Origin of the sequence: Acinetobacter sp. YH12132 (assembly GCF_013418645.1) — a bacterium.
GTDB classification, from domain to species: Bacteria; Pseudomonadota; Gammaproteobacteria; order Pseudomonadales; family Moraxellaceae; genus Acinetobacter; species Acinetobacter indicus.
The window spans coordinates 20095-43579 of sequence record NZ_VPBR01000015.1; the positions used below are offsets into that span (position 1 = coordinate 20095).

Below are 23485 nucleotides of genomic sequence, written 5' to 3' on the forward strand. Positions count from 1 at the left end.
GATAAACTTAAGGCCTTTTATAAAAATCAGGCTTATTTAAAGGAAAACCGTGTTTTTGATTGACAGCTCAAGCAATGAGCACTAAAATCGCGGACCTTTATAGAAAGATCATTTTTGGAGTTTCGACATGAAACGTACATTCCAACCATCTGAATTAAAGCGTAAACGCGTTCATGGTTTCCGTGCTCGTATGGCTACTAAAGCTGGTCGTCAAGTATTAGCTCGCCGTCGTGCAAAAGGTCGTCACAGCTTAACTGTTTAATCAGTCACGCTGCATCGACTTGGGTGTTATGACATCACTTTATGGCTTCAGCACAGAGCTTCGTATACGCTGTGCTGCCGATTATAAAGATGTGTTTGATGGTGCGCTTTTTAAAGTGCATCAACCCCATTTCTTATTTCTGGCAAAACCGTCCGAACTGCTGAACAGCCGTTTGGGTATTGTTGTTGCCAAGAAAAAAGTGCGTCGTGCACACGAAAGAAATCGAGTAAAACGACTTGCTCGCGAAAGTTTTCGCCTGCATCAACAGCAATTGGCTGTACTGGATATTGTGGTGATGCCCAAAATGGGGATTGAAACAGTGCCAAATGCAGAGTTACATCAGCAATTACAATTTGCTTGGCAGAAATTGCACCGCCTTGCCAAAAAGCATTCTAAAATAGCTCCCTCCCCACATCAGTAGAGATGACCAATGGTACGTTTACTGCATTGGTTGATTCGTTTCTATCAGATTGCGATTAGTCCGCTTCTTGGACCACGTTGTCGCTATATTCCAACCTGTTCTCAATATGCCCTGGAAGCAGTCCAGATCCATGGGGCCGGACGTGGTGTGTGGCTGGCGACTAGACGTATCTGTCGTTGTCATCCGTGGGGTGGTTCGGGCTATGACCCTGTACCGGCCAAAGCAATTCGTTTTATTTCATTTCAGCAAATAGATTCTCAAACGGGTCACATTGCTGTACCCTTTCGTGAACGTTTATTGAACCAAAATCACTCTAACCACTTGGGGTAATAGATATGCAACAATGGGCCAGGATTGCAATTCTCGGGGCCATGTTTGTTGTCGCTTATTTGCTCATTTTGGCTTGGCAAAAAGATTATGGAAATGCTGAAACCCAACCACAGCAACAGGCTGCGGTGGTTTCACATGAAGTGTCTGCAGATTTGCCAAATGGCCAAACCGCTACAGCAGCTTCTGATGTACCGCAGGCAAATATTTCAGCGCAGCAGACTCAAACCACAGATGCCACTGCACCTGTAAGTCAGCAGCTTATTTCAGTACAAACTGACCTTTATCATCTTTGGATCAATCCAAAAGGTGGTGATATTGTTCGTGTTGAATTACTCAATCATGACAAAAATAAAGACAGTGATGCACCGTTTGTAATGCTTGAAAGCGATGACAAACGTACCTATGTCGCTCAGTCAGGCCTGATTGGTCTGAATGGACCAGACAGCAGCCGTAATGGTCGTCCAAGCTATGAAGTTGAAAAATTAAGCTATAGCCTGGAAGATGCCAAAGCCGTTCAGAATCAGGACGGTGAAGCGGTGAAAGTGTTAAATGTACCAATGGTGTACAAAACTGCTGACGGTGTAGAAATTATCAAGACCTTCAGCTTCAAGCAAGGCGAATATCCGATTGTGGTCAACCACAAAGTGGTGAACCGCAGTGGCCAGAACTGGCAAGGTCAAATGTTTGGTCAGATCAAACGTGATAACTCGGATGATCCGGGTAAATCGGACCAGGGCATTTTCACTTTGGGTACCTTCCTGGGCGGCGCCTGGGGGACACCGGATGAACACTACAACAAGCTGAAATTCGACAACTTCACTGAAGAAAAACTGAATGTTGAAGCGACTGGCGGCTGGGTTGCGGTGGTACAGCACTACTTCGTGAGTGCATGGGTGCCGGGTAACCTGAAACTGACCCAGGCCGATGGCCAACCGTATAGCGCCAAGCTGGAATCGCGTAAATCAGGCGATAATATGAATATTATCGGCTTTACTTCGCCAACCATTAATGTACCGGCGGGTACAGTGGCAGAAGTCGATGCTACCTTCTATAGCGGTCCAAAAATCCAGTCAGAGCTGAAAGATCTGGCCACTGGTCTGAATCAGACTGTGGATTATGGCTGGTTATGGCCAATTGCCAAACTGCTATTTGTAGGCTTGGAATTCTTCCACGGCTTAGTGGGGAACTGGGGCTGGGCAATTATTCTGTTGACCATTCTGGTGAAGCTGATTCTGTGGCCATTATCGTCGAAGAGCTACCGTTCTATGGCGAAAATGCGTGTGATTGCACCTGAAATGCAGCGCATGAAAGAAGAGTTCGGTGAAGACCGGATGCGCTTCTCGCAAGAGATGATGGCCCTGTACAAACGTGAACAGGTCAATCCGCTGGCCGGCTGTTTACCGCTGTTACTGCAAATGCCAATCTTCCTGGCCCTGTACTGGGTACTGATGGAATCTGTAGAGCTGCGTCATGCGCCATGGTTACTCTGGATTCAGGATTTATCGGCAATGGACCCTTGGTTTATCTTGCCGCTGATCATGGGTGCGACCATGTATATCCAGCAAATGCTGAACCCGCAGCCGACCGATCCTATGCAGGCTAAAGTCTTCCGCATTATGCCAGTGATCTTTACTGTGTTCCTGCTGTTCTTCCCGGCGGGTCTGGTGTTGTACTGGATTGTCAACAACCTGATCACCATCTTGCAGCAAGGCCTGATCAACAAATCTGTTGAGAAAGACCGTGCCAAACGTGATGAAGCGACCCCAGTCAACTAAGTTGTACTGACGAGCTGAATAAATCCGCTTAAGATGATACTCTTAGGCGGATTTTTTTTGGCCCGACTTTAAGCATTGCGACAGGTGAATTTATGCTGACCCAAACCACAACAATTGCTGCGATTGCCACTCCACCCGGGCGTGGCGGTGTGGGGGTGATTCGCCTGTCTGGTCCCAAATCCTATGCCATTGCTGAAGCCCTGACCCAAAAGCAGCTGCCAAAAGCCCGTTTTGCCGGCTTCCGCCAGTTTTATGAGGCTAGCGGTGAGGTGATGGATGAAGGTTTGGTGATTTGTTTCCCCAATCCAAACTCCTTTACCGGTGAAGATGTGGTGGAACTGCAAGGTCATGGTGGCCCGGTCATTCAAAATGCCCTGCTGGCACGTTTACTGGAACTCGGTGCGACCGCGGCCAAAGCTGGCGAGTTTTCCATGCGCGCCTTTGAAAATGGCAAGCTTGATCTGGTACAGGCCGAAGCGATTGCCGACCTGATTGACGCGACCTCGCAGGCTGCAGCACGTTCAGCGGTACGCTCCCTGCAAGGCGCATTTTCAACCAAGGTCAATACGGTTTTAGAAAAACTGATTCATCTGCGTTTGCATGTGGAAGCAGCGATTGATTTTCCGGAAGAAGAAATTGATTTTCTGGCCGACGGCAAAATTCTGGCCCTGCTGGATGATGTTGCCAGCTCAGTCACCGCGGTACAGCAATCGGCGCGTCAGGGACAATTATTGCGCGAAGGCTTGCAGGTGGTGATTGCCGGTAAACCCAATGCCGGAAAATCATCTTTACTGAATGCTTTAGCCGGGATTGAACGGGCGATTGTGACCGATATTGCTGGTACCACCCGTGATGTGCTGCATGAAAAAATCACCTTAAATGGCTTGCCGATTACCCTGACCGATACCGCCGGTTTACGGGAAACCGGTGATGTGGTGGAAAAAGAAGGCATCCGCCGCGCGATTAAAGAAATTGAACAGGCCGATTTATTGCTGCTGGTGTATGACTTAAGTCAGGGTGAAGATCCACTGGCCTTGGCCCAGGAATATTTTGCCGATCATCTGGAACCCAAACGTCTGATGCTGATTGCTAATAAAGCAGATTTGACTGGTGCTGAAGCCGTTATTGGTGATTATCAGGGCTTTCGTCATATTACCGTGTCGGCCAAGCAGGAAACCGGTGTTCAATCGCTCATAGATGCGATTACAGCGCATGCAGGCTTCCAGCCGGAAGAAGATACCTTTATTGCCCGAACTCGTCATTTAGACGCAATGAAACGCACCCAGTACTATCTGGCCGAAGCGCGCGAGCAGCTGGTAGATTATCATGCCGGTGAGCTGGTGGCTGAATCCCTGCGTCTGGCGCAAAATGCCCTAGGTGAAATTACCGGAGATTTTAGTGCCGATGATCTGTTGGGTAAAATTTTCGGTTCTTTCTGTATTGGAAAATAAGCGCAGCACGCTCTGAGCTTGCTATACATTTAAAAGCATCAGGTGTTAGCCACCTGGTGCTTTTTTATTGCTTTTTATCAGGCAATCTCGTCATTTCAGCCTAAATAGTTTTGTATGTTCTAAGGGAACAGCCTGTCACATTGTATGGGCTAGCCTATATCCCACCATCCGCCCTTCTATTGCCCGATATTCAGGCTATGATGAGTGAATAACCTACAAGTTGTTTCAATAAAATCCTGAATGCAGTCGATAAAAATACTGCCGGAGGTGTGGCATGCTGGAGGTGGTTGATTTACGTGAGTCACTGGTTGCTTTGGTGAGTGTGCTGCAGCTGTTGCTCGAGTTTATCTCGGTGGTCTGTGTAGTGATTGGTCTGGTCAAAACCTTAATGGTGCTGGTCCAGTTAAAATCCGGCCGCAGCGCGCGCTATTGTTTTGGGAACTGGCTGGCCACTGCGCTGGAGTTTCAGCTGGCCGCAGATATTCTGGCCACCACGGTCGATCCGGATATGGACAGCCTGATCAAACTGGCGATTATTGCGGTCATTCGGACCTTTTTAAACTACTTTTTAATGAAAGAGCTGGAACATCAACCCGGTACAGAGAAATAAAACTATTCAATCATCTGGTGGATGTTGATATGGTCAGCATCTGATTGGCAGCGCAGTCTGTCCGCACCCAGGATCAGGCCGAGGGTGCCTGATCATCCCCGACTCAACAGCATTAATTTAAAAGGTTAGCACTTTACGCTGCTGCCAGATCAGGCTGAGGCAAAGCAGCCCAATCAGCATGCAGAAGCTGATAATACCCACACTTAAGCCAAAATGGTCTGATAAATAGCCCACCGCAATAATCGGTACAATGGTGCCCAGATAGGCAATAAACAGATAACTGGACATAATTGCAGCGCGGTTGTGCGGCTGACTCATCTGGTGAATCAGGCCAAAGGCGCCCAATAAGCTCAAGCCATGCCCAATTCCGACCAGCACATCACTAACAAAGAACAGCGGGCTCCATTGCAGCGACATACATAAACCCAGCAGAAGCAGGCTGCCGAGCAGCGCATAGAGCCCCCAGCGCAAGGCCTTGGCAGGCAGCACGCTACGGGCAAAAAACTGGACGATGGCTGAAATAATTAAAATCGCGGAAATTGCTACACCACTGACCAGTGGCCCATGCCAGGGCAAAATATCCTGCACAAACGACGGCGACAGCGAAGCAAACAGACTAAAGCCGGCAAAGGCACAAAACGCGGCCAGACTGACCAGAAAAAAAGCAGCCTGATACGGCGCATCCGGGGTTTGTAATTTGGGATAAACCGAAAATGGCTGCTGTTCAAAGGCAGGCTGTTTTAGCTTGAACAGGCCCAGCCCACAGAAAATGGCACTGACAATCACCGGAAGATAAGGCGTGACCAGTGGCTGCTCGGCAAACTGGGCAATTACACCGCCCAGAAATGGCCCTAAACCAAAGCCAATTGCGGTAATAATCGAGCTGAGCTGCGGCGCCAGCAGTTTATGGCTATCGGGCACTACATTCATCAGCCCCAGCATGGCAGAAGTGGTAATCAGTCCGGAGGCAATCCCAATAATAAAGCGGCCGAGGCCCAAATACAGCGCTGTCGGTGCCCAGGCTGACAGTATCAGTCCAATCGTGACCAGGGCAATACCGACCTGCAAGCTGCGAACAAAACCAAAGCGGTTACTGGTTCGCCCCAGAAACAGTAAAGTGGCCAGACAACCGAACATATAGGCTACAAACAGATAGGTAATATGACTCGGCAGCAGCTGCCACAGCTCCTGATATAGGGGATATAAAGGGCTGGCCAGTGCGGTTCCAACGGTACCAATACACAGCGCCAGGCTGACCATTAAAAACGGCTGCCACGATTGAGCGTTTGACATGAGAGAATAAAAAAATACCTCAGCTTTTTGGCTCAGGTATCATGATATGAGAAAAGATCGTTTCAGTGTAAAGGCAGGAATTTCGTGGGTCAATCGAAAGATGGGCTTAGGTATAGCGTTTTAACAATTTTAAAAATTCATCCAGTTCGACTTCATTGACCTCGACCTCATCGCCAATGACATGATGGCGCAAATGCGATTCAATCAGCTCATTCATCAGCCCGTTAACCGCGCCTTTAATCGCAGCCACCTGCTGTAATACTTCGATACAGCTTTTTTCCGGATCATGGATGGACTGTTCCACCGCACTGATCTGACCTTGTAAACGCTTGATGCGATTTAAAACTTTTTTATCTGTATGTAAATGGCCCACACTTCACCTTAATTTCAAATATACTATGGGGGAGTATATTAGACGATTCTCCCCATGCAAAATCATGTTTCTCACCGTACCCATCACCATCAGTTTGATGAAGGCAATCCACTGGCCCAGAAGCGTATATTATATGCTGCGATATTAACCGGTGTCATGATGCTTTTAGAGATTATTGGCGGCTGGATTTTTAACTCGATGGCACTTCTGGCCGATGGTTGGCATATGAGCTCGCATATGCTGGCTTTGGGGCTGGCCTATGTGGCTTATCGGGCGGCGCGTCATTATGCCCAGGATGCCCGTTTTAGCTTTGGTACCTGGAAAATTGAGATTCTGGCCGGTTATAGTAGTGCGATTTTATTGCTGGTAGTGGCCGGTTTTATGGCGTTTCATTCGGTAGAACGCTTATTTTTCCCGGTTAATATTCATTATAACGAAGCCATTCCGATTGCGATTTTAGGCCTATTGGTCAACTTGATTTGTGCCTGGTTACTGCATGATGATGGTCACCATCACCATCACCATCACCATCACCATCACCATCACCATCACCATCACCATCACCATCACCATGAGTCGGGGCATGGACATGCGCATACACATACAGCGGGAGCATATGATTTAAACCAGAAAGCTGCGTTTATGCATGTGGTGGCCGATGCTGTGACCTCTATTTTTGCGATTGTAGCCTTAATTGCCGGCAAGTTCTGGGGCTGGGATTTTCTTGATGCGGTACTGGGTATTGTGGGTTCGATTCTGGTGGCGCGCTGGGCCTGGGGCCTGATTCAGGAAACTGGACGCACCTTGCTGGATGCTGAAATGGATCATCCGGTGGTGGAAGAAATTCGCGAGGTGATTGCCGAGCTGCCAGGAATGGTCAATATCACCGATCTGCATGTCTGGAAAGTCGGTCGTGACAAGTTTTCCTGTATTCTGGCCGTAGAAACTGAAGATGAATTAAATGCCGATCAAATCCGCACGGCCCTGTCAATGCATGAGGAAATTGTGCATGTCTCAATTGAAATTAACTCGATTCATCCGGTTTATGTTCCACGTGAAACGCCATTGTCGATGCTGTAGTGATTCGGTAAATTTCTCTGATAAAAGTGGAATCTTTGTCCCGATTTAAGATTAGAATCGGGCAAGGATTGATAAAGACAAGATTTCACTATGTTTAAATATGCATTCTTGCTGGCCGCGCTCGCGATGAGCTCAACGCTGGCACTGGCCAATGTCGACACCGTCAAAGCCAATTTAAAGCAGCAGCATCCAAACCTGGATATCCAGAATATTCAGGCCACTGAAATGCGCGGGATTTATAGCGGTTCAATGCAGGGTCAGGTGGTCTATCTGAATGAAGATGCCAAGCATATTCTGGCCGGTTCCATGATCCGTTTAAGCGACCAGCAGAATTTGACCAAAGCGCTGCTGGTACAACAAAACAGCATCGACTGGAAAAAACTGCCGCTACAAGATGCTTTAAAAACGGTTCGAGGGACGGGTAAACGTCAGCTGGCCATCTTTTCTGACCCAAATTGCCCGTATTGCAAACAGCTGGAAGTAGAGCTGAAAAAACTCAATGATGTCACCATTTACACCTTTATTTTACCGTTAAAGGCACAATCGGTACGCCCTTCGCAGCAGGTGTATTGTGAAGCCAATCCGGCCCAGGCCTGGGAAGACCTGATTGCCAAAGGTCTTAGCCCGCGCACGAGCCAGTCCTGTGCCAATCCGATTCAGCGTAATCTGAAACTGGCGCAAAGCCTAGGATTAAACGGCACACCGGCCATTATTTTCTCGAATGGTTTTAAGGTGATGGGCGCCTACCCTGCTGCGCAGATCGAGCAGATTTTCAAGGAATTTGGACTCTAAGCTCAGATTGTTAAAAGTCAGATTTTAGACCATAAAAAAGCACCGGCGAATGAACGGTGCTTTTTTATTGATTTAAACGCGATGTGAGCGTTTGGAAATCATGTTATAGATAAACAGAATAATCAGCGCACCAATCACCGAGGCAATAAAGCCGGCAGCTGAGTTTTCATCATACAGACCGAGGAAGCGACCGCCGTAAGTGGCCAACAGTGAACCGGCGATCCCGAGTAAGGTGGTCATAATAAAGCCTGCTTTATCATCACCTGGATGGATGGCACGGGCAATAAGACCTGCAATAAAACCAATCACGATAGCCACAATAAGTGTCCACATCTCCTGTCTCCTTCTTGTTATGGTTTATCAAGTTGAGTTGTTGCTATTTGATTTATTTTTCAGGATTTTTGAGAGGACAAACAGTAGAGTCCTGCTACAGATTGTAGCTTTTTTGTCCGCTTTGTCGTAAAAAAAGTGGCTGAACGCCACTTTCTTTTGCGGTTGCTTACAGACCGATTTCACCAATAAACGGGATATGGCGATATTTCTGGTCATAGTCGAGGCCATAACCGACAATAAATTTGTCTTCTACTTCAAAGCCCAGGAATTTAACTTCCAGTTCAATTTCACGGCGTGACGGTTTGCTGACCAGCGTGCACAGCTCAATCGAGTTTGGTTCACGGGTTTGTAAAATTTCCAGTACTTTGCTCAGGGTATTGCCAGAGTCGATAATATCTTCTACCACCAGCACATCTTTGCCACGAATTTCGCCGTCGAGGTCTTTTAGGATTTTCACATCACGCGAAGACACGATACCGCCGCCATAACTTGAAACGGTCATAAAGTCCAGTTCATGCGGTTTTTCAATGGTCCGGCATAAATCGGCCATAAACAGCACAGAACCACGCAGTAAACCGATTAACACCAGTTCCTTGTCACTGTTGGCGTAGTGCGCATTAATCTGTTTACCAAGTTCTTGAACTTTCGCATGAATTTCTTCAGCAGAAATCAATACTTTCATATCAACGGTCATGGGTAGATCCCTAAAAGAGCAAAAAATAAAAAAGGTGTTGACCTGCAACACCCCAAAATATGCCTTAATTTTAATACATCTTGCGGTCAGATGCATCCTCTTTGCTGTCTAAAAAAACAGCATTTTTGACCGGGTGGTCTCTTTTCAGCAACAAGGCCAGACCAATCAGCGTGAGCGCCACCCGCCATTTCGGTTGCGCCCGGCGTATAGGTTTAGTCGCGGACATAGGCACATTGTCCATAAATATAGGTGGCCTGAATATTACGTTCATCGCCCATGGTCATGAGCGCAAACAGGCTGTCTTCCAGGCCTTTGCTGTGCTGCTGGCGCAGGGTCTGCAAGGCGGTGGCGTTTAAATCCAGCACAATAAAGTCCGCTTCTTTACCGATATTGAAATTGCCGAGCTTGTCATCCAGATCCAGTGCTTTGGCACCGCCTAAAGTGGCATGATACAGCGCTTCATAGGCCGACAGGTTTTGCTCAAGTAGCTGCTGGACTTTATAGGCTTCGCTAATGGTGCGCAGCTGGCTAAACGAGGTCCCTGCCCCGATGTCGGTGCCCAGGCCCATTTTGACCTGTTTCTGCCAGGTCTGATGAATCGGGAACAGGCCACTGCCCAGGAACAGGTTGGAGGTCGGACAAAAGGCAATCGCGGAATCGGTCTGGTGCATACAGTCCCATTCCTGCTCTTCCAGATGTACACAATGCGCAAATACCGAACGTGAACCGGTCAGCCCATAATGATGGTAGACATCTAAATAGCCTTTTTGCTCCGGGAACAGGCTTTTGACCCAGGCAATTTCATTTTTGTTTTCACTTAAATGGGTATGCAAATACACATCCGGATATTCAGCTTTCAGCTGCTGCGCTTTTTCCAGTTGTGCCGGCGTTGAGGTCGGTGCAAAACGCGGGGTAATCGCATATAAATTACGGCCTTTTCCATGCCACTTTTCAATCAGTGCTTTAGATTCCTGATAGGCGCGTTCTGGCGTGTCACAGAGTTCCTCGGGTGCATGACGGTCCATCAGCACTTTACCAGCAATCAGGCGCATCTGGTGCTGTTCTGCGGCTTCAAACACGGCATCGACAGATTCAGGATGCACTGTACAGAACACCAGTGCCGTGGTGGTGCCATTTTTCAGCAGTTCCTGCACAAAAAATGCGGCTATCTTGTCGGCATAACTTTTATCGGCAAACTGTATTTCGGTTGGAAAGGTATAGGTATTCAGCCATTCCAGCAGCTGGGTGCCATAGGCGCCCACCATTTCGGTTTGTGGGAAATGAATATGGGTATCAATGAAGCCGGGTATAATCAGCTGATCGGGATAATGCTGCACCGAAACACCGGCCGGAATATACGCCTGCCCCTCTTCCCAGGGACCAAACCAGTGAATTTTCCCGTGTTGGGTAATTAATAAACCATCTTCTACATAGCGCACTTGGTCGTGAATATCACGCGCTTGGGCAACTGTATTCTGAATATCGAGGAAGCGGCCGCGAATTGCCGTCGTTGCAATGACAGAAGACATGAAAAACCTGCACTTGTTTAATTTTTTCGGTTGATTGTAGCTGAAAAGCGCTGCCCTGTATGGAAAATCCAACATTCAGTCACAGACATTGGGTGTCATGCAAAACTGTTGCCAGTTTGGGTGAAATACAAGATGTCCACTGGGTCAACTCTAAAATATTCAGTTAAATCGAGTACTTATACGCTGATATTTAAGAGTAATCCCTGAATATGGAAAATAAAAAAAGCCCGTATGCAACGGGCTTTTTGATCAATCAGGCCACTTTAGAGCGTGGTTTCATGATGCTTGCGACTGTGGCGAATCGACAGCCAGGCAGTAATTGCCAGCACAATCACAATAAAGCTTAGGGAAATCCAGATTGGCATATGGAACACATCCAGCATCAGCATCTTGAAGCCAATGAACACCAGAATAATTCCCAGCCCATACGGCAGATAATGCATTTTGGTGGCTGCACCGGCCAGCAGGAAGAACATGGCGCGTAAGCCTAAAATCGCCATCAGGTTGGCGGTCAAGACAATAAAGGGATCACTGGTCACAGCAAAAATCGCAGGAATTGAATCCACCGCAAAAATCACATCGGAGGCTTCAACCAGAATCAGCACCAGAAAGAGTGGCGTGGCCCAGAGTAAGCCCTCTTTACGCACAAAGAAGCGGCTACCTTCCAGCTGCGGGGTAATCCGCATATGTTTGCGTAACCATTTCAGGATTGCCATATCTTCGATATTGCTGTCTTCATCGTCCTGTCCGCGTAGGAATTTAAAGCCGGTATAGACCAGGAAGGCACCGAACAGATACAGAATCCAAGAGAATTCCTGCACAAACCAGGCGCCAATAAAAATAAAGATGGTACGCAGCACAATAGCGCCCAAAACGCCATACAGCAGGATTTTACGTTGTAGTGCCGGTGGAATGGCAAAGGCAGCAAAAATCATCAGCCAGACAAAGACGTTATCAATCGCCAGTGATTTTTCCAGTAAATAACCGGCCAGATATTCCATCACCTTGGTATTGGCGACATCCAGTCCGGCGGTCTGTTTCAGATATAACCATAGGCCACCACCAAACAGCATGGCCACGCTGACCCAGGCGATACTCCAGTAAGCGGCGGTACGCACCTGAACAGTCTGGCCTTCTTTTTGTTTAAAGCCCAGAAAGTCGATGGCGAGCATGACCATAACAATCGCAAAAAAGGCCAGATACAGCCAGATATTGCCGATAGATTCCATACAATCTCCACATCCGACAATTGGCCATAAAAAAACCTTGACCCGTTGCCAGATGAAATAAAAACATCCATAACAACGTGATCAAGGTCTTGCCTACATTGCCCTGCCTGTGCAGATTCAATGCTCAGATACCGACTTTTTGCAAAGTGTAATGACGATAGTCTGACACGTTAAAACCAGTGAGTTTCATCTGGCTTTTAACGCTTGGAGGAGGCTACTCCCCTTGTTCAACAATTCTGTGTTGGGGGAATGCCCCAAAGTCGACAGAGAATTGCATATTTTTAAGTAAAGTGCAAATGGCCGAATGTAAATGAGCGCGTGCTACAGTGTATTCCTCGTCAAGAAAAAAGCGACTGTATGCAATTGTTTCAACATGCAGTGAAAATGTTAGATTACAGATCAGATGCTATATTTTTTTCTGCAGAAAGCAGATACTCAAAATTCAGATGGGAGGATATGATAAAAATGATGGTGCAACACGAAAACAATGACAGCAAAGGGGCCTTTTTTGTTGAAGCCAATGGCGAGCGCCTGGCAGAGATGACCTATTCACGCGCCGGCGAAGATAAAATCATTATTGACCATACCACGGTCAGTGAACAGTTACGTGGTCAGGGCGTGGGACGTCACTTAGTTGAAGCTGCGGTCAATTATGCCCGCGAACAGCAGACCAAGATTATACCGCTCTGCCCTTATGCTAAAGCGGCTTTTGAAAAAGACCCATCTATTCAGGATGTACTTCAACCCTAATTCATCAGGTGACACATAAACTTTAAGGCAGGACAGCAATGGATATTCAACATCAAGAGGCAAAACGTGGCGGCGCATTTTTTATTGAACGGGATGGACAGCGGATTGCTGAAATTACCTATCAATGGCAAGACACGCATAAAATTGTCGCCGACCATACCTGGGTAGATGATTCATTGCGTGGCCAAGGCATTGCCCGCCAATTACTGGATGTGCTGGTCGAGTTTGCCCGGGAAAAACAGCTCAAGATTGTACCGGTCTGTTCTTATGTTGAAGTCATGTTTCGACGCGAGCCCAGCCTGGCCGATGTCGCCGCTTAAATCTGGCACTTGAACCCGCCGCCGACTTTGGAGGGGCAGCCAATATATAAAAACCACGAGCATGAACTCGTGGTTTTTGATTGCCGATAAAGACCTTAGCTGTAATCAATGATCACTTTCAGGGCTTTTTCATCTGAGGCGTGTTTAAATACCTCATAAGCCTTTTCAAACTGGTCAAATTTAAAATGATGGGTGGCCAGACGTTCCATCGGCAGCTTGCCGGCACAGCAGCTTTTGAGCAGCATGCCGGTGGTATTGGCATTGACCAGACCGGTGGTAATGGTCAGGTTTTTAATCCAGAGTTTATTTAACTCGAAATTCACCGATTTGCCGTGTACTCCGACGTTGGCCAGATGACCACCCTCTTTGACGACATGCTGGCAAATATTCCAGGTGGCTTCTACCCCCACGGCCTCCATGGCGCAATCGACCCCGCGGCCATCGGTAATTTCCAGAATACGCTGAATGGCATCTTCTTTGGCCGAGTTAATGGTGTGGGTCGCGCCAAGTTCCTTGGCCATGGCCAGCCGGTTATCATCCATATCTACCGCAATAATTTGCGCCGGTGAATAGAATTGTGCAGTCAGCAGACAGCCCATCCCAATCGGGCCGGTACCAATAATGGCAATGGTATCGCCGGGTTTGACATTGCCATATTGCACGCCAATTTCATGCGAAGTCGGCAACACATCTGATAAAAATACCGCGACCTCTTCATTCAGTCCTTCTGGCAGCGGATACAGCGAGGTATCAGCAAATGGGGTGCGTACATATTCGGCATGGGTGCCGTCAATCATATAACCCATGATCCAGCCGCCTTCATTGCGGCAGTGTGCATAGAGCTGTTTCTGGCAGTTTTCACAGGTACCGCAGCGGCTGACGCAGGAAATAATCACCCGGTCGCCCGGTTTGAAATTTTTGACTGCCGTACCGACCTCTTCAACAATCCCGATGCCTTCATGGCCGAGAATACGGCCATCAAACTGGCCGGTTTTTTCGATTGCGGTGCTTTCAATTTCCGGGTTTTTGCCTTTCCAGATACCAAGGTCGGTACCGCAAATCGTTGACTTGGTCACGCGGATGATGGCATCAGTGGGTTGCAGAATCTGGGGACGTGGACGCTGTTCAAAACGGATATCATTGGCGCCATGATAAACCATAGCTTGCATTGTCTGGGACATGGTGGTCATCCTCTTGTTGTGCTTATTGTGGGACAGCCTGCGCCTTTTCACCTCATCAGGAACCGTTATAGCACAGGATGTGATCGTTCTAACTTAACAGGAGTTGATGACAAGTTCATCTCTAAAAAACCGTTTTTATTCAGATATTTGTATATTTATTTTAATCTATTGAATTGTATGAAAATAAAACAGGGCTGCAGTATCTGGACTACAGCCCCGTTGAATGATGTTTCAGGTCAATAAAACGTGCTTAAGCCGATTTTAATGCACTTAATAATTTCTGGTGCAGACCACCAAAACCGCCATTGGACATGATCACCACCGCATCGCCCTCGCCTGCTTCTTGGCTGACGGTATGAATAATGTCATCCAGCGTCCGGGCAATTTTGGCCTTGTTTGGTGCCGCAGCTACTACTGGCTGTAAATCCCAGTCCAGCCCTTCCGGTTGATACCAGATCACTTCATCGGCCAGACGTGCTGAATGTGCCAGTCCATCTTTATGGCTGCCCATACGCATGGTATTGGAACGAGGCTCAATAATCGCCCACAGTTTGCGTTCACCTAAACGTTTGCGCGCGCCTTCCAGAGTGGTGTCAATTGCCGTCGGATGATGGGCAAAGTCATCATAGACCTCAATGCCGCGTACGGTATCGAGCAGTTCCATACGGCGTTTTACCCCGCCGAAATTGGACAAGGCCGCACAGGCCGTTTCAATCGATACACCAACATGCGCCGCCGCGGCAATGGTTGCCAGGGCATTGGCCACTGAATGCTGGCCGGTCATGTTCCAGCAGACTTCGCCCTGAACCACACCATCTTGCAGCACTTTAAAATGTGAGCCATCGGCCTGTAACTGCTCGGCAGATAGCGCGGCCTGGGCATGTGCAGTCAGTGAGGTGCGGACCACCGGTGTCCAGCAGCCCATTTCCAGCACTTCATCAATATGGGTTTCGGTAACCGGTGCAATAATGCAGCCTTCACTTGGAATGGTACGCACCAGATGATGGAACTGTTTTTGAATCGCCGCCAGATCATCAAAGATATCGGCATGGTCAAATTCAAGGTTATTTAAAATGGCAGTTTTCGGATGGTAATGCACGAACTTGGAGCGCTTGTCGAAGAAAGCAGAATCGTATTCATCGGCTTCAACACAGAAGTATTTGCCACCACCTAAACGCGCGCTTTCTTTAAAGCCAAGCGGAACACCGCCAATCAAAAAGCCCGGTTCCAGACCGGCCTGATCCAGCACCCAGGCCAGCATGGTGGTGGTGGTGGTTTTACCATGGGTGCCGGCCACGCCCAGAACATGCTTGCCTTGCAGCACATGATCGGCCAGGAATTGTGGACCTGAAACATAAGGCAGACCGGCATTGAGCATATATTCCACCGCATCAATACCACGTTTCATGGCATTACCGACAATCACCAAGTCCGGATGCGGCTGTAAATGGCTGCGGTCATAGCCCTGCATTAAGGTAATGCCTGCATTTTCCAGTTGGGTCGACATCGGCGGATAAACATTCTGGTCGGAACCGGTCACGGTATGACCCAGGTCACGCGCCAACAAGGCCAGAGAGCCCATAAAAGTGCCACAAATACCCAAAATATGCAGATGCATCCGCTGTTACTCCACTGCGTGTAGGACCGTACCATTCTTGTTGATGGCCTGGTCATGATGTATTGAATTGTCAGCAACGATAGCAAGGCTGTTTCGGAAAAGATAGTCATTCTTGTAGGGATTCGTTGACTGAAATCCGAAAAAATCAGGCATTTTCCAGGTGGATGCTGACCGTGAAAAAAATCCGCATAGCCACACTGCTTTTTGGGCCTGAAACCGTACAATAGGCTGACGTTTTCTGGATGCTGCCGCCTATGTCCTTCCCTTTACTGCTGTTAATTATTTCCAACTGTTTTATGACTTTGGCCTGGTATGGACATCTGAAATTTTTGCATGGCGCGCCGCTGTGGCAGGCCATTTTGTTTGGCTGGATGATTGCCCTGCTCGAATACGCCTTTATGATTCCGGCCACGCGCTTGCTGGCCCAGCATGGCTGGTCACTTGGGCAAATGAAAATTACCCAGGAAGTGGTGACCCTGCTGGTCTTTGTGCCGTTTATGCTGTATCTGTTCAAGCAGCCATTTAAACTGGATTATCTCTGGGCCGGTTTATGCCTGCTCGGTTGTGTTTACTTCGTTTTTCGCAGCAGTTAAGTCTTATTCAGGCTGTGGCAGATGTGGAAAAAGCGCGGCGAAATCCGCTTGAATCAGTGCCCGTTCTGGTGCGAAATTAAAGTGATGTAAACAGCGTTGTAGCACCTGCATCGCCATCTGCGTGGCCGCCTGTCTGAGTTCCGGTTCCGGTACATTCTGCTCAATCATCGACAGGCATTTCAGCAGGCGCTGATTTAACTCCAGATTCTGGGCACAATCGCGGGCCAGCGGCATAAAGCTGCCATAAATCAGGTCTTGCAGATCAAAGCACTCAATACTGAGATGCGGATAATCACAGCGCGTCGCCTCCGGGTCCGGGCGACTGTCAATCAGAATCCGGGTCAGCGCATTCAGCGCGCTAATGCCAGAACCGACATCATTAATTGCACTCGACATGGCTTTTTGCCCGACCTCACTCATCACCAGCAGACAAAAACGCGGGTCCTGCAGAAAACTGCGATTGGTTTCAATAATCAGATGCTGCAGAATCTGATTGCGGATCTGCTGTTGCTGTTCTTCGGACAGCGCCTGCGGGCTATAGACTTCGACCAGCGCCGTCATCGGATCTAAAAATTTGCCCGGCATAGATGGCAGATGTAAATGCAGTTGCTGCTGCGCGGCAATCTGCTCCAGTCCGGCCAGATCGACATGGTTAAAATAACCGGTTGTGCTGCTATAGACGCAAAAGCTGGGCGCAAAAGCAGGCTTCTGCCCTGTTGCCCCCAAGTCCGGTTGATGCCGGAACTGGCCCAAGGCCTTTTTGGCCGCAGTTTCAATCTTGTCGATGGTGGTGGTTAAATTGCCGAGTTTAGACAGGGTTTGTACCCAATGAATCAGGGTATAAATCAGGTACATCAACACCAGAATAGTACTGATAAACAGCACAAAACGTCCGGATGGACCGTAGTACTCCAGCCCCAGGGCAATTTTGGCAATCACTGCATAAATAAAAGCGGAAATAAAACTGGAAATGGCCAGCCGGGTGTTGTCATCGCTCATCATCAAGCTATAGGCACGTGGTGTGCCGCTGCTTGAAGCCGAAGCAAAAGCTGCCACCATAATCGACAATGAGAAGGTCGTCACTGCCAGCATGCTGGATGCAATAATATCCAGCAAGCTGCCCAAGGTGTCGATGCTGATATTCGGTACCGTACTGGCCGGAATAAAATACTGGCTGGCGATGGCAAATAATGAAAAAAATGTCGCAAAGATGGCACCCAGCGCCGGCATCAGCCATAAGTTTTCTGAAGGGTTTTGTAGCCAGATTTTAAGTTTGAACCACATGGAAACTGCCCTGAAAATATCTTTAATCTAATCTTAAGTTATTCATTACAAAAAGCTTTATCTTGATAGTTATAGCGTTTTTTTCACCGCTGTATGTCCTCTTTTTGTATTTTTGGCCTATTGCCATCATTGTATTTTCTTCAGTTTTACAAACAGATAATTTTAATCTTTATTCTTGCGCCGAACTTTAGCCAGCCGGTTTTTCAGTCTATAATACGGAGCTTATTCATTAAAGCTTGGCTCTCGTCGAGATTTATCTTTTTTCACTTAGTCTCTGGAACATTAGCAATGAATGCGGCCGCAGCACAAGACGCTCCTCTCGTTGGAATTATTATGGGTTCTCAATCTGATTGGGCAACTCTCGAACACACTGCCAATATGCTCAAGCAGCTTGGTGTCCCATTTGAAGCGGAAGTGGTTTCTGCGCACCGTACCCCAGACCGTTTATTCGAATATGCCGAAACTGCGCGTGATCGTGGTATTCAGGTGATTATTGCCGGTGCGGGTGGCGCTGCCCATTTACCGGGCATGTGTGCAGCCAAGACAGATCTTCCAGTGCTGGGTGTGCCGGTTAAATCTTCTATTTTAAATGGCGTCGATTCACTGCTGTCGATTGTACAAATGCCGGCCGGAATTGCGGTAGGTACCTTGGCAATTGGTCCGGCCGGTGCCACCAATGCTGCCATTATGGCTGCCCAGATTCTGGGTTTAACGCGTCCAGAGATTGCGAAAAATGTCGCTGATTTCCGTGCAGCGCAAACCGATAAAGTGGCCAGCAACAATATTCCGGGTCAGGCTTAATACGGGACATTCCTTATGAATAAAACCATTGGTATTTTTGGTGGTGGGCAGCTTGGTCGTATGATGGCGCAAGCCGCGTTACCACTCAATATTCAATGTACTTTCTTTGAAGCCAGTGCAGATTGCCCTTCTGCGGCTTTAGGTACGGTCTATTCAAACGCAGCTGAACACGGTTTGCAGGATTTTATCCAGAGTGCAGATGTATTTAGCCTGGAGTTTGAAAATACCCCGCTGGCTGATGTCGATGTCTTGACCCAAAGTAAAGCGTTGCATCCACCGCGTCAGGCGCTGGCGATTGCGCAAAACCGTCTGCAGGAAAAAGCCTTATTTGATGCACTGCAGATTCCGGTGGCGCCGTATAAGGCGGTTGATTCGCTGGACAGTTTACAGGCGGCGGTAGCTGAATTAGGTCTGCCGATCGTACTGAAAACCGCAACTGGCGGTTATGATGGTAAAGGTCAGTTTGTGCTGCGTAGTGCTGATCAGATTGATCAGGCCTGGGCAGAACTCGGCCCTGCCGGCTTGCTGATTGCAGAAAGTTTTGTCACCTTCTCGCGTGAAGTATCAATTATTGCGGTACGTGGCCAAAATGGCGATGTCAAAACCTGGCCATTGGCTGAAAACCATCACCATCACGGGATTTTATCGCACTCGATTGTACCGGCACCGAACAGCACTGACTTGCAACCGGTGGCGCAAGACTATATTACACGTTTGCTGAATCATCTGAACTATATTGGTGTGTTGACACTGGAACTGTTTGTCACTGAAAAAGGCCTGTATGCCAATGAAATGGCACCACGCGTGCATAATTCAGGGCACTGGTCGATTGAAGGCGCAGTCTGTTCACAGTTTGAAAACCATGTCCGTGCAGTGGCTGGTTTGCCGCTCGGTTCGACTGAGGTGGTGCGCCCAACGGTGATGGTGAATATTATTGGTCAGCATCCAAAGTCGGAAGATGTGTTGGCGTTAAATGGTGCACATCTGCATTTGTACAATAAAACTGAACGCGAAGGCCGTAAAATCGGGCATATTACCCTAATGCCAAACGACAGTCGCGAACTGACGTCACTCTGCCGTCAGCTGGCGAAAATTTTGCCAAATCCGCTGGCCTTGAGTGAAGATATGAGCATTTAACTGCAGATTCGTTTATGAAAACAGCGGTCCCTCAGCGGGCCGCTTTTTTTATGCCAGAAATTCGGGCAAGATTGCGCTCTTTTTTCGCCAGCTGCCATTGGTCGGCTGGTTCAACAACAGGCTTGATTGCTTCAGTCCAGATCTTTTATAACTATAAATGGCTAAAAAACAAACATAAATACAGAGCATCTGAAAAATTAAAAATGAATTCAAACACAGATTTTATTTTGAATTTAAATCTGAACATGCAGTTTGAATTTAAAATATCCGCTGAATTTTAAATTCAAAATTATGAATTCAAATCTGTTTGTAGTTTTAAATTTAAAAATTTGAATTTAAAACCTGCGAAATAAATTCAAAAACTGCAATTTAAATTTAAAAAGTACAGATTTACGGTCCGGTGGATGGGTTTTGTGGATAAGTTTTGCTGAAATAAATTTAAAAATGATAATTTAAATTTAAAACTCGTGTTGTTTTGTGGGTGTGGATAACTTTTACTGGTTGAAGTCTGAAAAAATGAATTTAAAAGAATGAATTTAAATTTAAAAAATAAGAAAACCTAGATTTGAATTTAAAAATACTCAAGATTAGATCTGTGGATAAAATTTTTTAAATTCAAAACTGAAATATGAATTTAAAATGAAGCAAAATAAATTTAAATTTACGTTTTTACCCTGTCATTTTATGGCTCAGCTGTTATGGTAAAACCAGTTTTAAATTCAAATGACATAAGGGATAGTATGCATCGCTTTGCTTTTGTTTTCGGATCTTTGGCATTGGCTGCATCTCAGCTACATGCAGAACTGATTATTAATGGTCAGCCGGTCACCACTACGGCGCCGGTGCCAAGTACCATCCAGCCTCAAAATAATTTCCAGGTCTGTCTGGCCAATTTACGCGGTCAGGCCATGGCCAAGGGCGTCAGTGGCAGTACTTATGACCGCTATACCCAAAATTTAACGCCAGATTATTCCGTGATTGAACGCCTGAATTATCAGCCGGAATTTTCGACGCCAATCTGGGATTATCTTTCCGGTCTGGTCGATGAAGAACGCGTACAACTGGGCCAGCAAAAACTGGCCGAGCACAGTGAGGTACTGAACCGGGTTGCAGCAGCTTATGGTGTACCGCCAGAAACCGTGGTCGCGGTATGGGGTGTAGAAAGTAATTTTGGTGATATTTCTGGCCGTTATCCGTTATTGCAGGCTTTAGGTACTTTAAGCTGTGAAGGCCGTCGTCAGAGTTATTTCCGCGGCGAATTCTTTGCCGCCATGCGTATTTTACAACGCGGCGATGTGCGTGAAGATCAGCTCAGAGGCTCATGGGCCGGGGCATTTGGTCATACCCAGTTTATGCCATCGACCTATGAAGAACTGGCAGTGGATTTTGATGGTGATGGCCGCCGTGATCTGGTCTCAAGCACCACTGATGCCTTGGCATCAACCGCCAATTTCCTGAAAAAACGTGGCTGGCAAAGCGGACAGCCGTGGGGCTTTGAAGTGAAATTGCCCGCAGGCATGTCAGTCAGTGGAGAAGGGCGCCGCAATAAAAAATCCTTAAGCAGCTGGGTCAATCGTGGGCTAGTACGAGCCGATGGCAGTGCCTTGATTCAGGGCAATCTTTCAGGCAGCAGTCAGGCCGGTTTGCTGACACCGGCAGGCGGCAATGGCCCGGCTTTCCTGGTGTTTAAAAACTTTGATGCCATTTACAGTTATAACGCCGCGGAAAGTTATGCCTTGGCCATTGCGCATTTATCCGACCGTTTACAGGGCAAAGGCCCGTTTGTGACGGCATGGCCTACCGATGATCCGGGCACTTCACGCGCAGAACGTCGTGAAATCCAGCAGTTTTTATTAAATCGCGGTCATGATATTGGTGCGGTAGATGGCCTGATTGGTGATAAAACCCGTCAGGCGATTCGTCAGGAACAGATCCGCCTGGGCTTAAGTCCCACCGGGCGTGCCGGACAGCAGGTGTTACGCGCTTTTCGTAATGAAAATGCCAAACTGATGATGCTGCAATAAATAAATATGCAATAAAAAGGGCGCCTTATGGCGCCCTGATGTTTATTCAATATCTGAGGTATCAATCTTCACGGCTTCTAAAATATCAAAAATGACCGTGGTTACATCCTGACTCAAATCACGGTTGTTAAACACCTCATAGGCCGTAATGGTGACATCGGTGTCGCTTGGCAGCAGTTTTTGTTCTTCTTCAATCAGGTGATTAACCGGCAACAGGGTCTGTTTAATTTCTAAATGCAGGATATCTTCAAACTCGACATTTTCTTCTTCGAGTTCAATCATCTGCTCATTAAAATATGGCAATAGAATAGAGTAGAGATACGGCTGAATATCGACGATATCAAACAGTTCAATATCACGCGTTTGTTCAATCGTGCTGATGTGGTCATTTACTTCAATCAAAATATGGTAGTAACTCACATTAATCTCCACAAACATTCCTGTTGAAATTGCGGCTTTCACAATAACATGAAATAGTCAGAGAGGGCAGTGCTGTTGGCGATAAAGCCCCGGTTTTCTAGATTAACTTGTAATGAAAAGCATCAAATGTATTTAACGCTGCTGTAAAAGTGCCAAATCGGCGGCAGTTAGCTGAAAATGATCCAGATTTTGCTCTTGCATGAGAGGATGCATCAGGGCATGTGGATCATGGGTATGCCCCAAGCCCAAGGCATGACCGAATTCATGTGCCAAGGTTAAACGCAGGTCGGCAGCTGACTGAAACTCATAGATGCGAATACTTTTACCATCAAAACTGCCTTTATCAAATAAACGCGGCTGAAAGCGCTGGTTAAATTGCTGCACCGAAGCATCAATTGACTGATTTAGCTGGTTGAGGGCATCGACCTGTTGGTTCAAGCCTGCAATACGCACATTAAACTGTTGAATTTCAGCCTGTAAACTGGCGGTTTGCTGTTCAAGTTGCTGGCGCTGCTGGTTTAAAGAGCTGTGCTGTGTGGCCGATGCACCGCCTTGCTGGTTCAGCTGCTGCACCTGCTGGTTATAGGCATTCAGCTGTTGCTGTAACTGGGCATTTTTAAAAGCCAGCTGCTGGTTCAGTTGCTGAATCTGCTGTTTGACTGCCTGCACTTGGGCCTGCTGGCGTTCCCAATGTTGCTGCTGTTGCTCAATCTGGCCCATCTGCAGACGACGCTGTTCCGATTCATGTTGGCGTTCATCATAAATCAGGTGGATTGCCAGTCGCGCTTGTGAATCATAGACAAAATAGTCCTGACCAGTACCCTCTGTCCAGATTTGTGTGGCCTGTTGTGCCAGTTGCACTACTTCGGCATGGCTTAAACCAAAGCGCGGGTCCACTTCGGCAATCCGGTAACGCAGCCGGGTATCCAAAGGTGCCTGAATCCGGGTCAGCAGGCTGTTGTGCTGCAACTGCGGATGCTGCTGGTTCTGATACCACAGCATGGCGGCAAACAGCAGTAACACAATCAGGATTAAGGGACGCATCACGCAGATTGGGCTTCCTGTAGAGAGGGGATAATTAACTGCACATCCGCATCTGTGATTGACCGATTTTCTTTCCTTTATATAACAGGGAAAACGGTCAAGCAGAGTAGGCCAGATGGGGGTGCCTAACTAGCTTAAAAA

Annotated in this window: 27 protein-coding genes; 15 read left to right on the forward strand and 12 right to left on the reverse strand. The window is 47.5% G+C overall.

Going from position 1 to position 23485, the window contains the following annotated elements:
• Positions 1–127 precede the first annotated feature (127 nt).
• The 6 genes from rpmH to FTU67_RS12085 all read left to right on the forward strand — a co-directional run bounded on the left by rpmH (position 128) and on the right by FTU67_RS12085 (position 4849).
• The gene (gene rpmH, locus FTU67_RS12060; RefSeq protein ID WP_000831329.1) at positions 128–262 is read left to right on the forward strand and encodes a 50S ribosomal protein L34; all 135 of its coding nucleotides are present in this window, start codon (positions 128–130) and stop codon (positions 260–262) included.
• 28 nt (positions 263–290) lie between these two features.
• Positions 291–683, forward strand: a complete 393-nt coding sequence (rnpA, locus tag FTU67_RS12065) for a ribonuclease P protein component (RefSeq protein ID WP_005181120.1) — start codon at positions 291–293, stop codon at positions 681–683.
• 9 nt (positions 684–692) lie between these two features.
• Positions 693–1013 (forward strand): membrane protein insertion efficiency factor YidD, encoded by a 321-nt coding sequence (gene yidD / locus FTU67_RS12070; protein WP_045795963.1) that lies wholly within the window; start codon positions 693–695, stop codon positions 1011–1013.
• Positions 1014–1018: 5 nt separating this feature from the next.
• Positions 1019–2788 (forward strand): membrane protein insertase YidC, encoded by a 1770-nt coding sequence (yidC, locus tag FTU67_RS12075; protein WP_005181113.1) that lies wholly within the window; start codon positions 1019–1021, stop codon positions 2786–2788.
• 95 nt (positions 2789–2883) lie between these two features.
• Positions 2884–4239 (forward strand): tRNA uridine-5-carboxymethylaminomethyl(34) synthesis GTPase MnmE, encoded by a 1356-nt coding sequence (gene mnmE, locus FTU67_RS12080; RefSeq protein ID WP_168382074.1) that lies wholly within the window; start codon positions 2884–2886, stop codon positions 4237–4239.
• Between the two features lie 274 nt (positions 4240–4513).
• Positions 4514–4849 (forward strand): DUF1622 domain-containing protein, encoded by a 336-nt coding sequence (locus FTU67_RS12085; protein ID WP_005181102.1) that lies wholly within the window; start codon positions 4514–4516, stop codon positions 4847–4849.
• A 117-nt stretch (positions 4850–4966) separates the two neighbouring features.
• Here the strand turns inward: FTU67_RS12085 and FTU67_RS12090 are convergent, their stop codons facing one another.
• Complete coding sequence (locus tag FTU67_RS12090) at positions 4967–6109, reverse strand: MFS transporter (protein WP_180061787.1); 1143 nt, start codon at positions 6107–6109, stop codon at positions 4967–4969.
• Between the two features lie 139 nt (positions 6110–6248).
• Positions 6249–6515 carry a metal/formaldehyde-sensitive transcriptional repressor gene (locus FTU67_RS12095; RefSeq protein ID WP_005181098.1) on the reverse strand — a complete coding sequence of 89 codons (267 nt, stop codon included), beginning with the start codon at positions 6513–6515 and terminating at the stop codon, positions 6249–6251.
• Between the two features lie 54 nt (positions 6516–6569).
• Here FTU67_RS12095 and dmeF point away from each other — a divergent pair, with 54 nt between their 5' ends.
• Positions 6570–7595: a CDF family Co(II)/Ni(II) efflux transporter DmeF gene (gene dmeF, locus FTU67_RS12100; RefSeq protein ID WP_180061782.1), complete on the forward strand. Its 1026-nt coding sequence runs from the start codon at positions 6570–6572 to the stop codon at positions 7593–7595.
• Between the two features lie 90 nt (positions 7596–7685).
• Positions 7686–8387 (forward strand): DsbC family protein, encoded by a 702-nt coding sequence (locus FTU67_RS12105; protein ID WP_180061783.1) that lies wholly within the window; start codon positions 7686–7688, stop codon positions 8385–8387.
• Positions 8388–8459: 72 nt separating this feature from the next.
• Here FTU67_RS12105 and FTU67_RS12110 read toward each other — a convergent pair whose 3' ends face one another.
• The 5 genes from FTU67_RS12110 to FTU67_RS12130 form a co-directional block, all read right to left on the reverse strand.
• Positions 8460–8720, reverse strand: coding sequence for a GlsB/YeaQ/YmgE family stress response membrane protein (locus tag FTU67_RS12110; protein ID WP_005181091.1), 261 nt, complete (start codon positions 8718–8720; stop codon positions 8460–8462).
• A gap of 166 nt (positions 8721–8886) precedes the next feature.
• Positions 8887–9414: a hypoxanthine phosphoribosyltransferase gene (gene hpt / locus FTU67_RS12115; RefSeq protein WP_104490108.1), complete on the reverse strand. Its 528-nt coding sequence runs from the start codon at positions 9412–9414 to the stop codon at positions 8887–8889.
• Positions 9415–9484: 70 nt separating this feature from the next.
• Positions 9485–9640 (reverse strand): hypothetical protein, encoded by a 156-nt coding sequence (locus FTU67_RS12120; RefSeq protein ID WP_005181085.1) that lies wholly within the window; start codon positions 9638–9640, stop codon positions 9485–9487.
• A complete protein-coding gene (guaD, locus tag FTU67_RS12125) occupies positions 9627–10943 on the reverse strand; it encodes a guanine deaminase (RefSeq protein ID WP_168405793.1) in 1317 nt (438 codons plus the stop codon). Before guaD ends, FTU67_RS12120 begins: the two co-directional genes overlap by 14 nt.
• A 263-nt stretch (positions 10944–11206) precedes the next feature.
• Complete coding sequence (locus tag FTU67_RS12130) at positions 11207–12172, reverse strand: TerC family protein (protein ID WP_075168119.1); 966 nt, start codon at positions 12170–12172, stop codon at positions 11207–11209.
• A 384-nt stretch (positions 12173–12556) separates the two neighbouring features.
• Here FTU67_RS12130 and FTU67_RS12135 point away from each other — a divergent pair, with 384 nt between their 5' ends.
• Positions 12557–12922 carry a GNAT family N-acetyltransferase gene (locus FTU67_RS12135; protein WP_168396841.1) on the forward strand — a complete coding sequence of 122 codons (366 nt, stop codon included), beginning with the start codon at positions 12557–12559 and terminating at the stop codon, positions 12920–12922.
• A gap of 38 nt (positions 12923–12960) precedes the next feature.
• Positions 12961–13242, forward strand: coding sequence for a GNAT family N-acetyltransferase (locus tag FTU67_RS12140; protein ID WP_016659776.1), 282 nt, complete (start codon positions 12961–12963; stop codon positions 13240–13242).
• A gap of 95 nt (positions 13243–13337) precedes the next feature.
• Here the strand turns inward: FTU67_RS12140 and FTU67_RS12145 are convergent, their stop codons facing one another.
• Positions 13338–14423 (reverse strand): zinc-dependent alcohol dehydrogenase family protein, encoded by a 1086-nt coding sequence (locus tag FTU67_RS12145; RefSeq protein WP_104470788.1) that lies wholly within the window; start codon positions 14421–14423, stop codon positions 13338–13340.
• A 250-nt stretch (positions 14424–14673) separates the two neighbouring features.
• Positions 14674–16041 (reverse strand): UDP-N-acetylmuramate:L-alanyl-gamma-D-glutamyl-meso-diaminopimelate ligase, encoded by a 1368-nt coding sequence (gene mpl, locus FTU67_RS12150; protein WP_005181071.1) that lies wholly within the window; start codon positions 16039–16041, stop codon positions 14674–14676.
• 254 nt (positions 16042–16295) lie between these two features.
• On the opposite strand from mpl, the gene FTU67_RS12155 reads away from it, so the two are divergent.
• Complete coding sequence (locus tag FTU67_RS12155) at positions 16296–16634, forward strand: DMT family protein (RefSeq protein ID WP_005181069.1); 339 nt, start codon at positions 16296–16298, stop codon at positions 16632–16634.
• A gap of 3 nt (positions 16635–16637) precedes the next feature.
• Here the strand turns inward: FTU67_RS12155 and FTU67_RS12160 are convergent, their stop codons facing one another.
• The gene (locus FTU67_RS12160; protein WP_180061784.1) at positions 16638–17918 is read right to left on the reverse strand and encodes a DUF2254 domain-containing protein; all 1281 of its coding nucleotides are present in this window, start codon (positions 17916–17918) and stop codon (positions 16638–16640) included.
• Positions 17919–18206: 288 nt separating this feature from the next.
• Between FTU67_RS12160 and purE the strand changes: the two genes are divergently transcribed.
• The 4 genes from purE (at position 18207) to FTU67_RS12180 (ending at position 21880) form a co-directional block, all read left to right on the forward strand.
• Positions 18207–18719, forward strand: coding sequence for a 5-(carboxyamino)imidazole ribonucleotide mutase (gene purE / locus FTU67_RS12165; protein WP_005181065.1), 513 nt, complete (start codon positions 18207–18209; stop codon positions 18717–18719).
• A gap of 15 nt (positions 18720–18734) precedes the next feature.
• On the forward strand, positions 18735–19856 hold the full coding sequence (locus FTU67_RS12170) for a 5-(carboxyamino)imidazole ribonucleotide synthase (protein WP_180061785.1): 1122 nt from the start codon (positions 18735–18737) through the stop codon (positions 19854–19856).
• A 14-nt stretch (positions 19857–19870) separates the two neighbouring features.
• Positions 19871–20137 (forward strand): hypothetical protein, encoded by a 267-nt coding sequence (locus FTU67_RS12175; protein ID WP_180061786.1) that lies wholly within the window; start codon positions 19871–19873, stop codon positions 20135–20137.
• Positions 20138–20596: 459 nt separating this feature from the next.
• Entirely contained in the window at positions 20597–21880 is a 1284-nt protein-coding gene (locus FTU67_RS12180; protein ID WP_218946106.1) for a lytic murein transglycosylase, read from the forward strand.
• A 42-nt stretch (positions 21881–21922) separates the two neighbouring features.
• Here the strand turns inward: FTU67_RS12180 and FTU67_RS12185 are convergent, their stop codons facing one another.
• Positions 21923–22312: a hypothetical protein gene (locus FTU67_RS12185; RefSeq protein ID WP_162182855.1), complete on the reverse strand. Its 390-nt coding sequence runs from the start codon at positions 22310–22312 to the stop codon at positions 21923–21925.
• Positions 22313–22432: 120 nt separating this feature from the next.
• On the reverse strand, positions 22433–23344 hold the full coding sequence (locus tag FTU67_RS12190; RefSeq protein ID WP_180061789.1) for a matrixin family metalloprotease: 912 nt from the start codon (positions 23342–23344) through the stop codon (positions 22433–22435).
• Positions 23345–23485 lie beyond the last annotated feature (141 nt).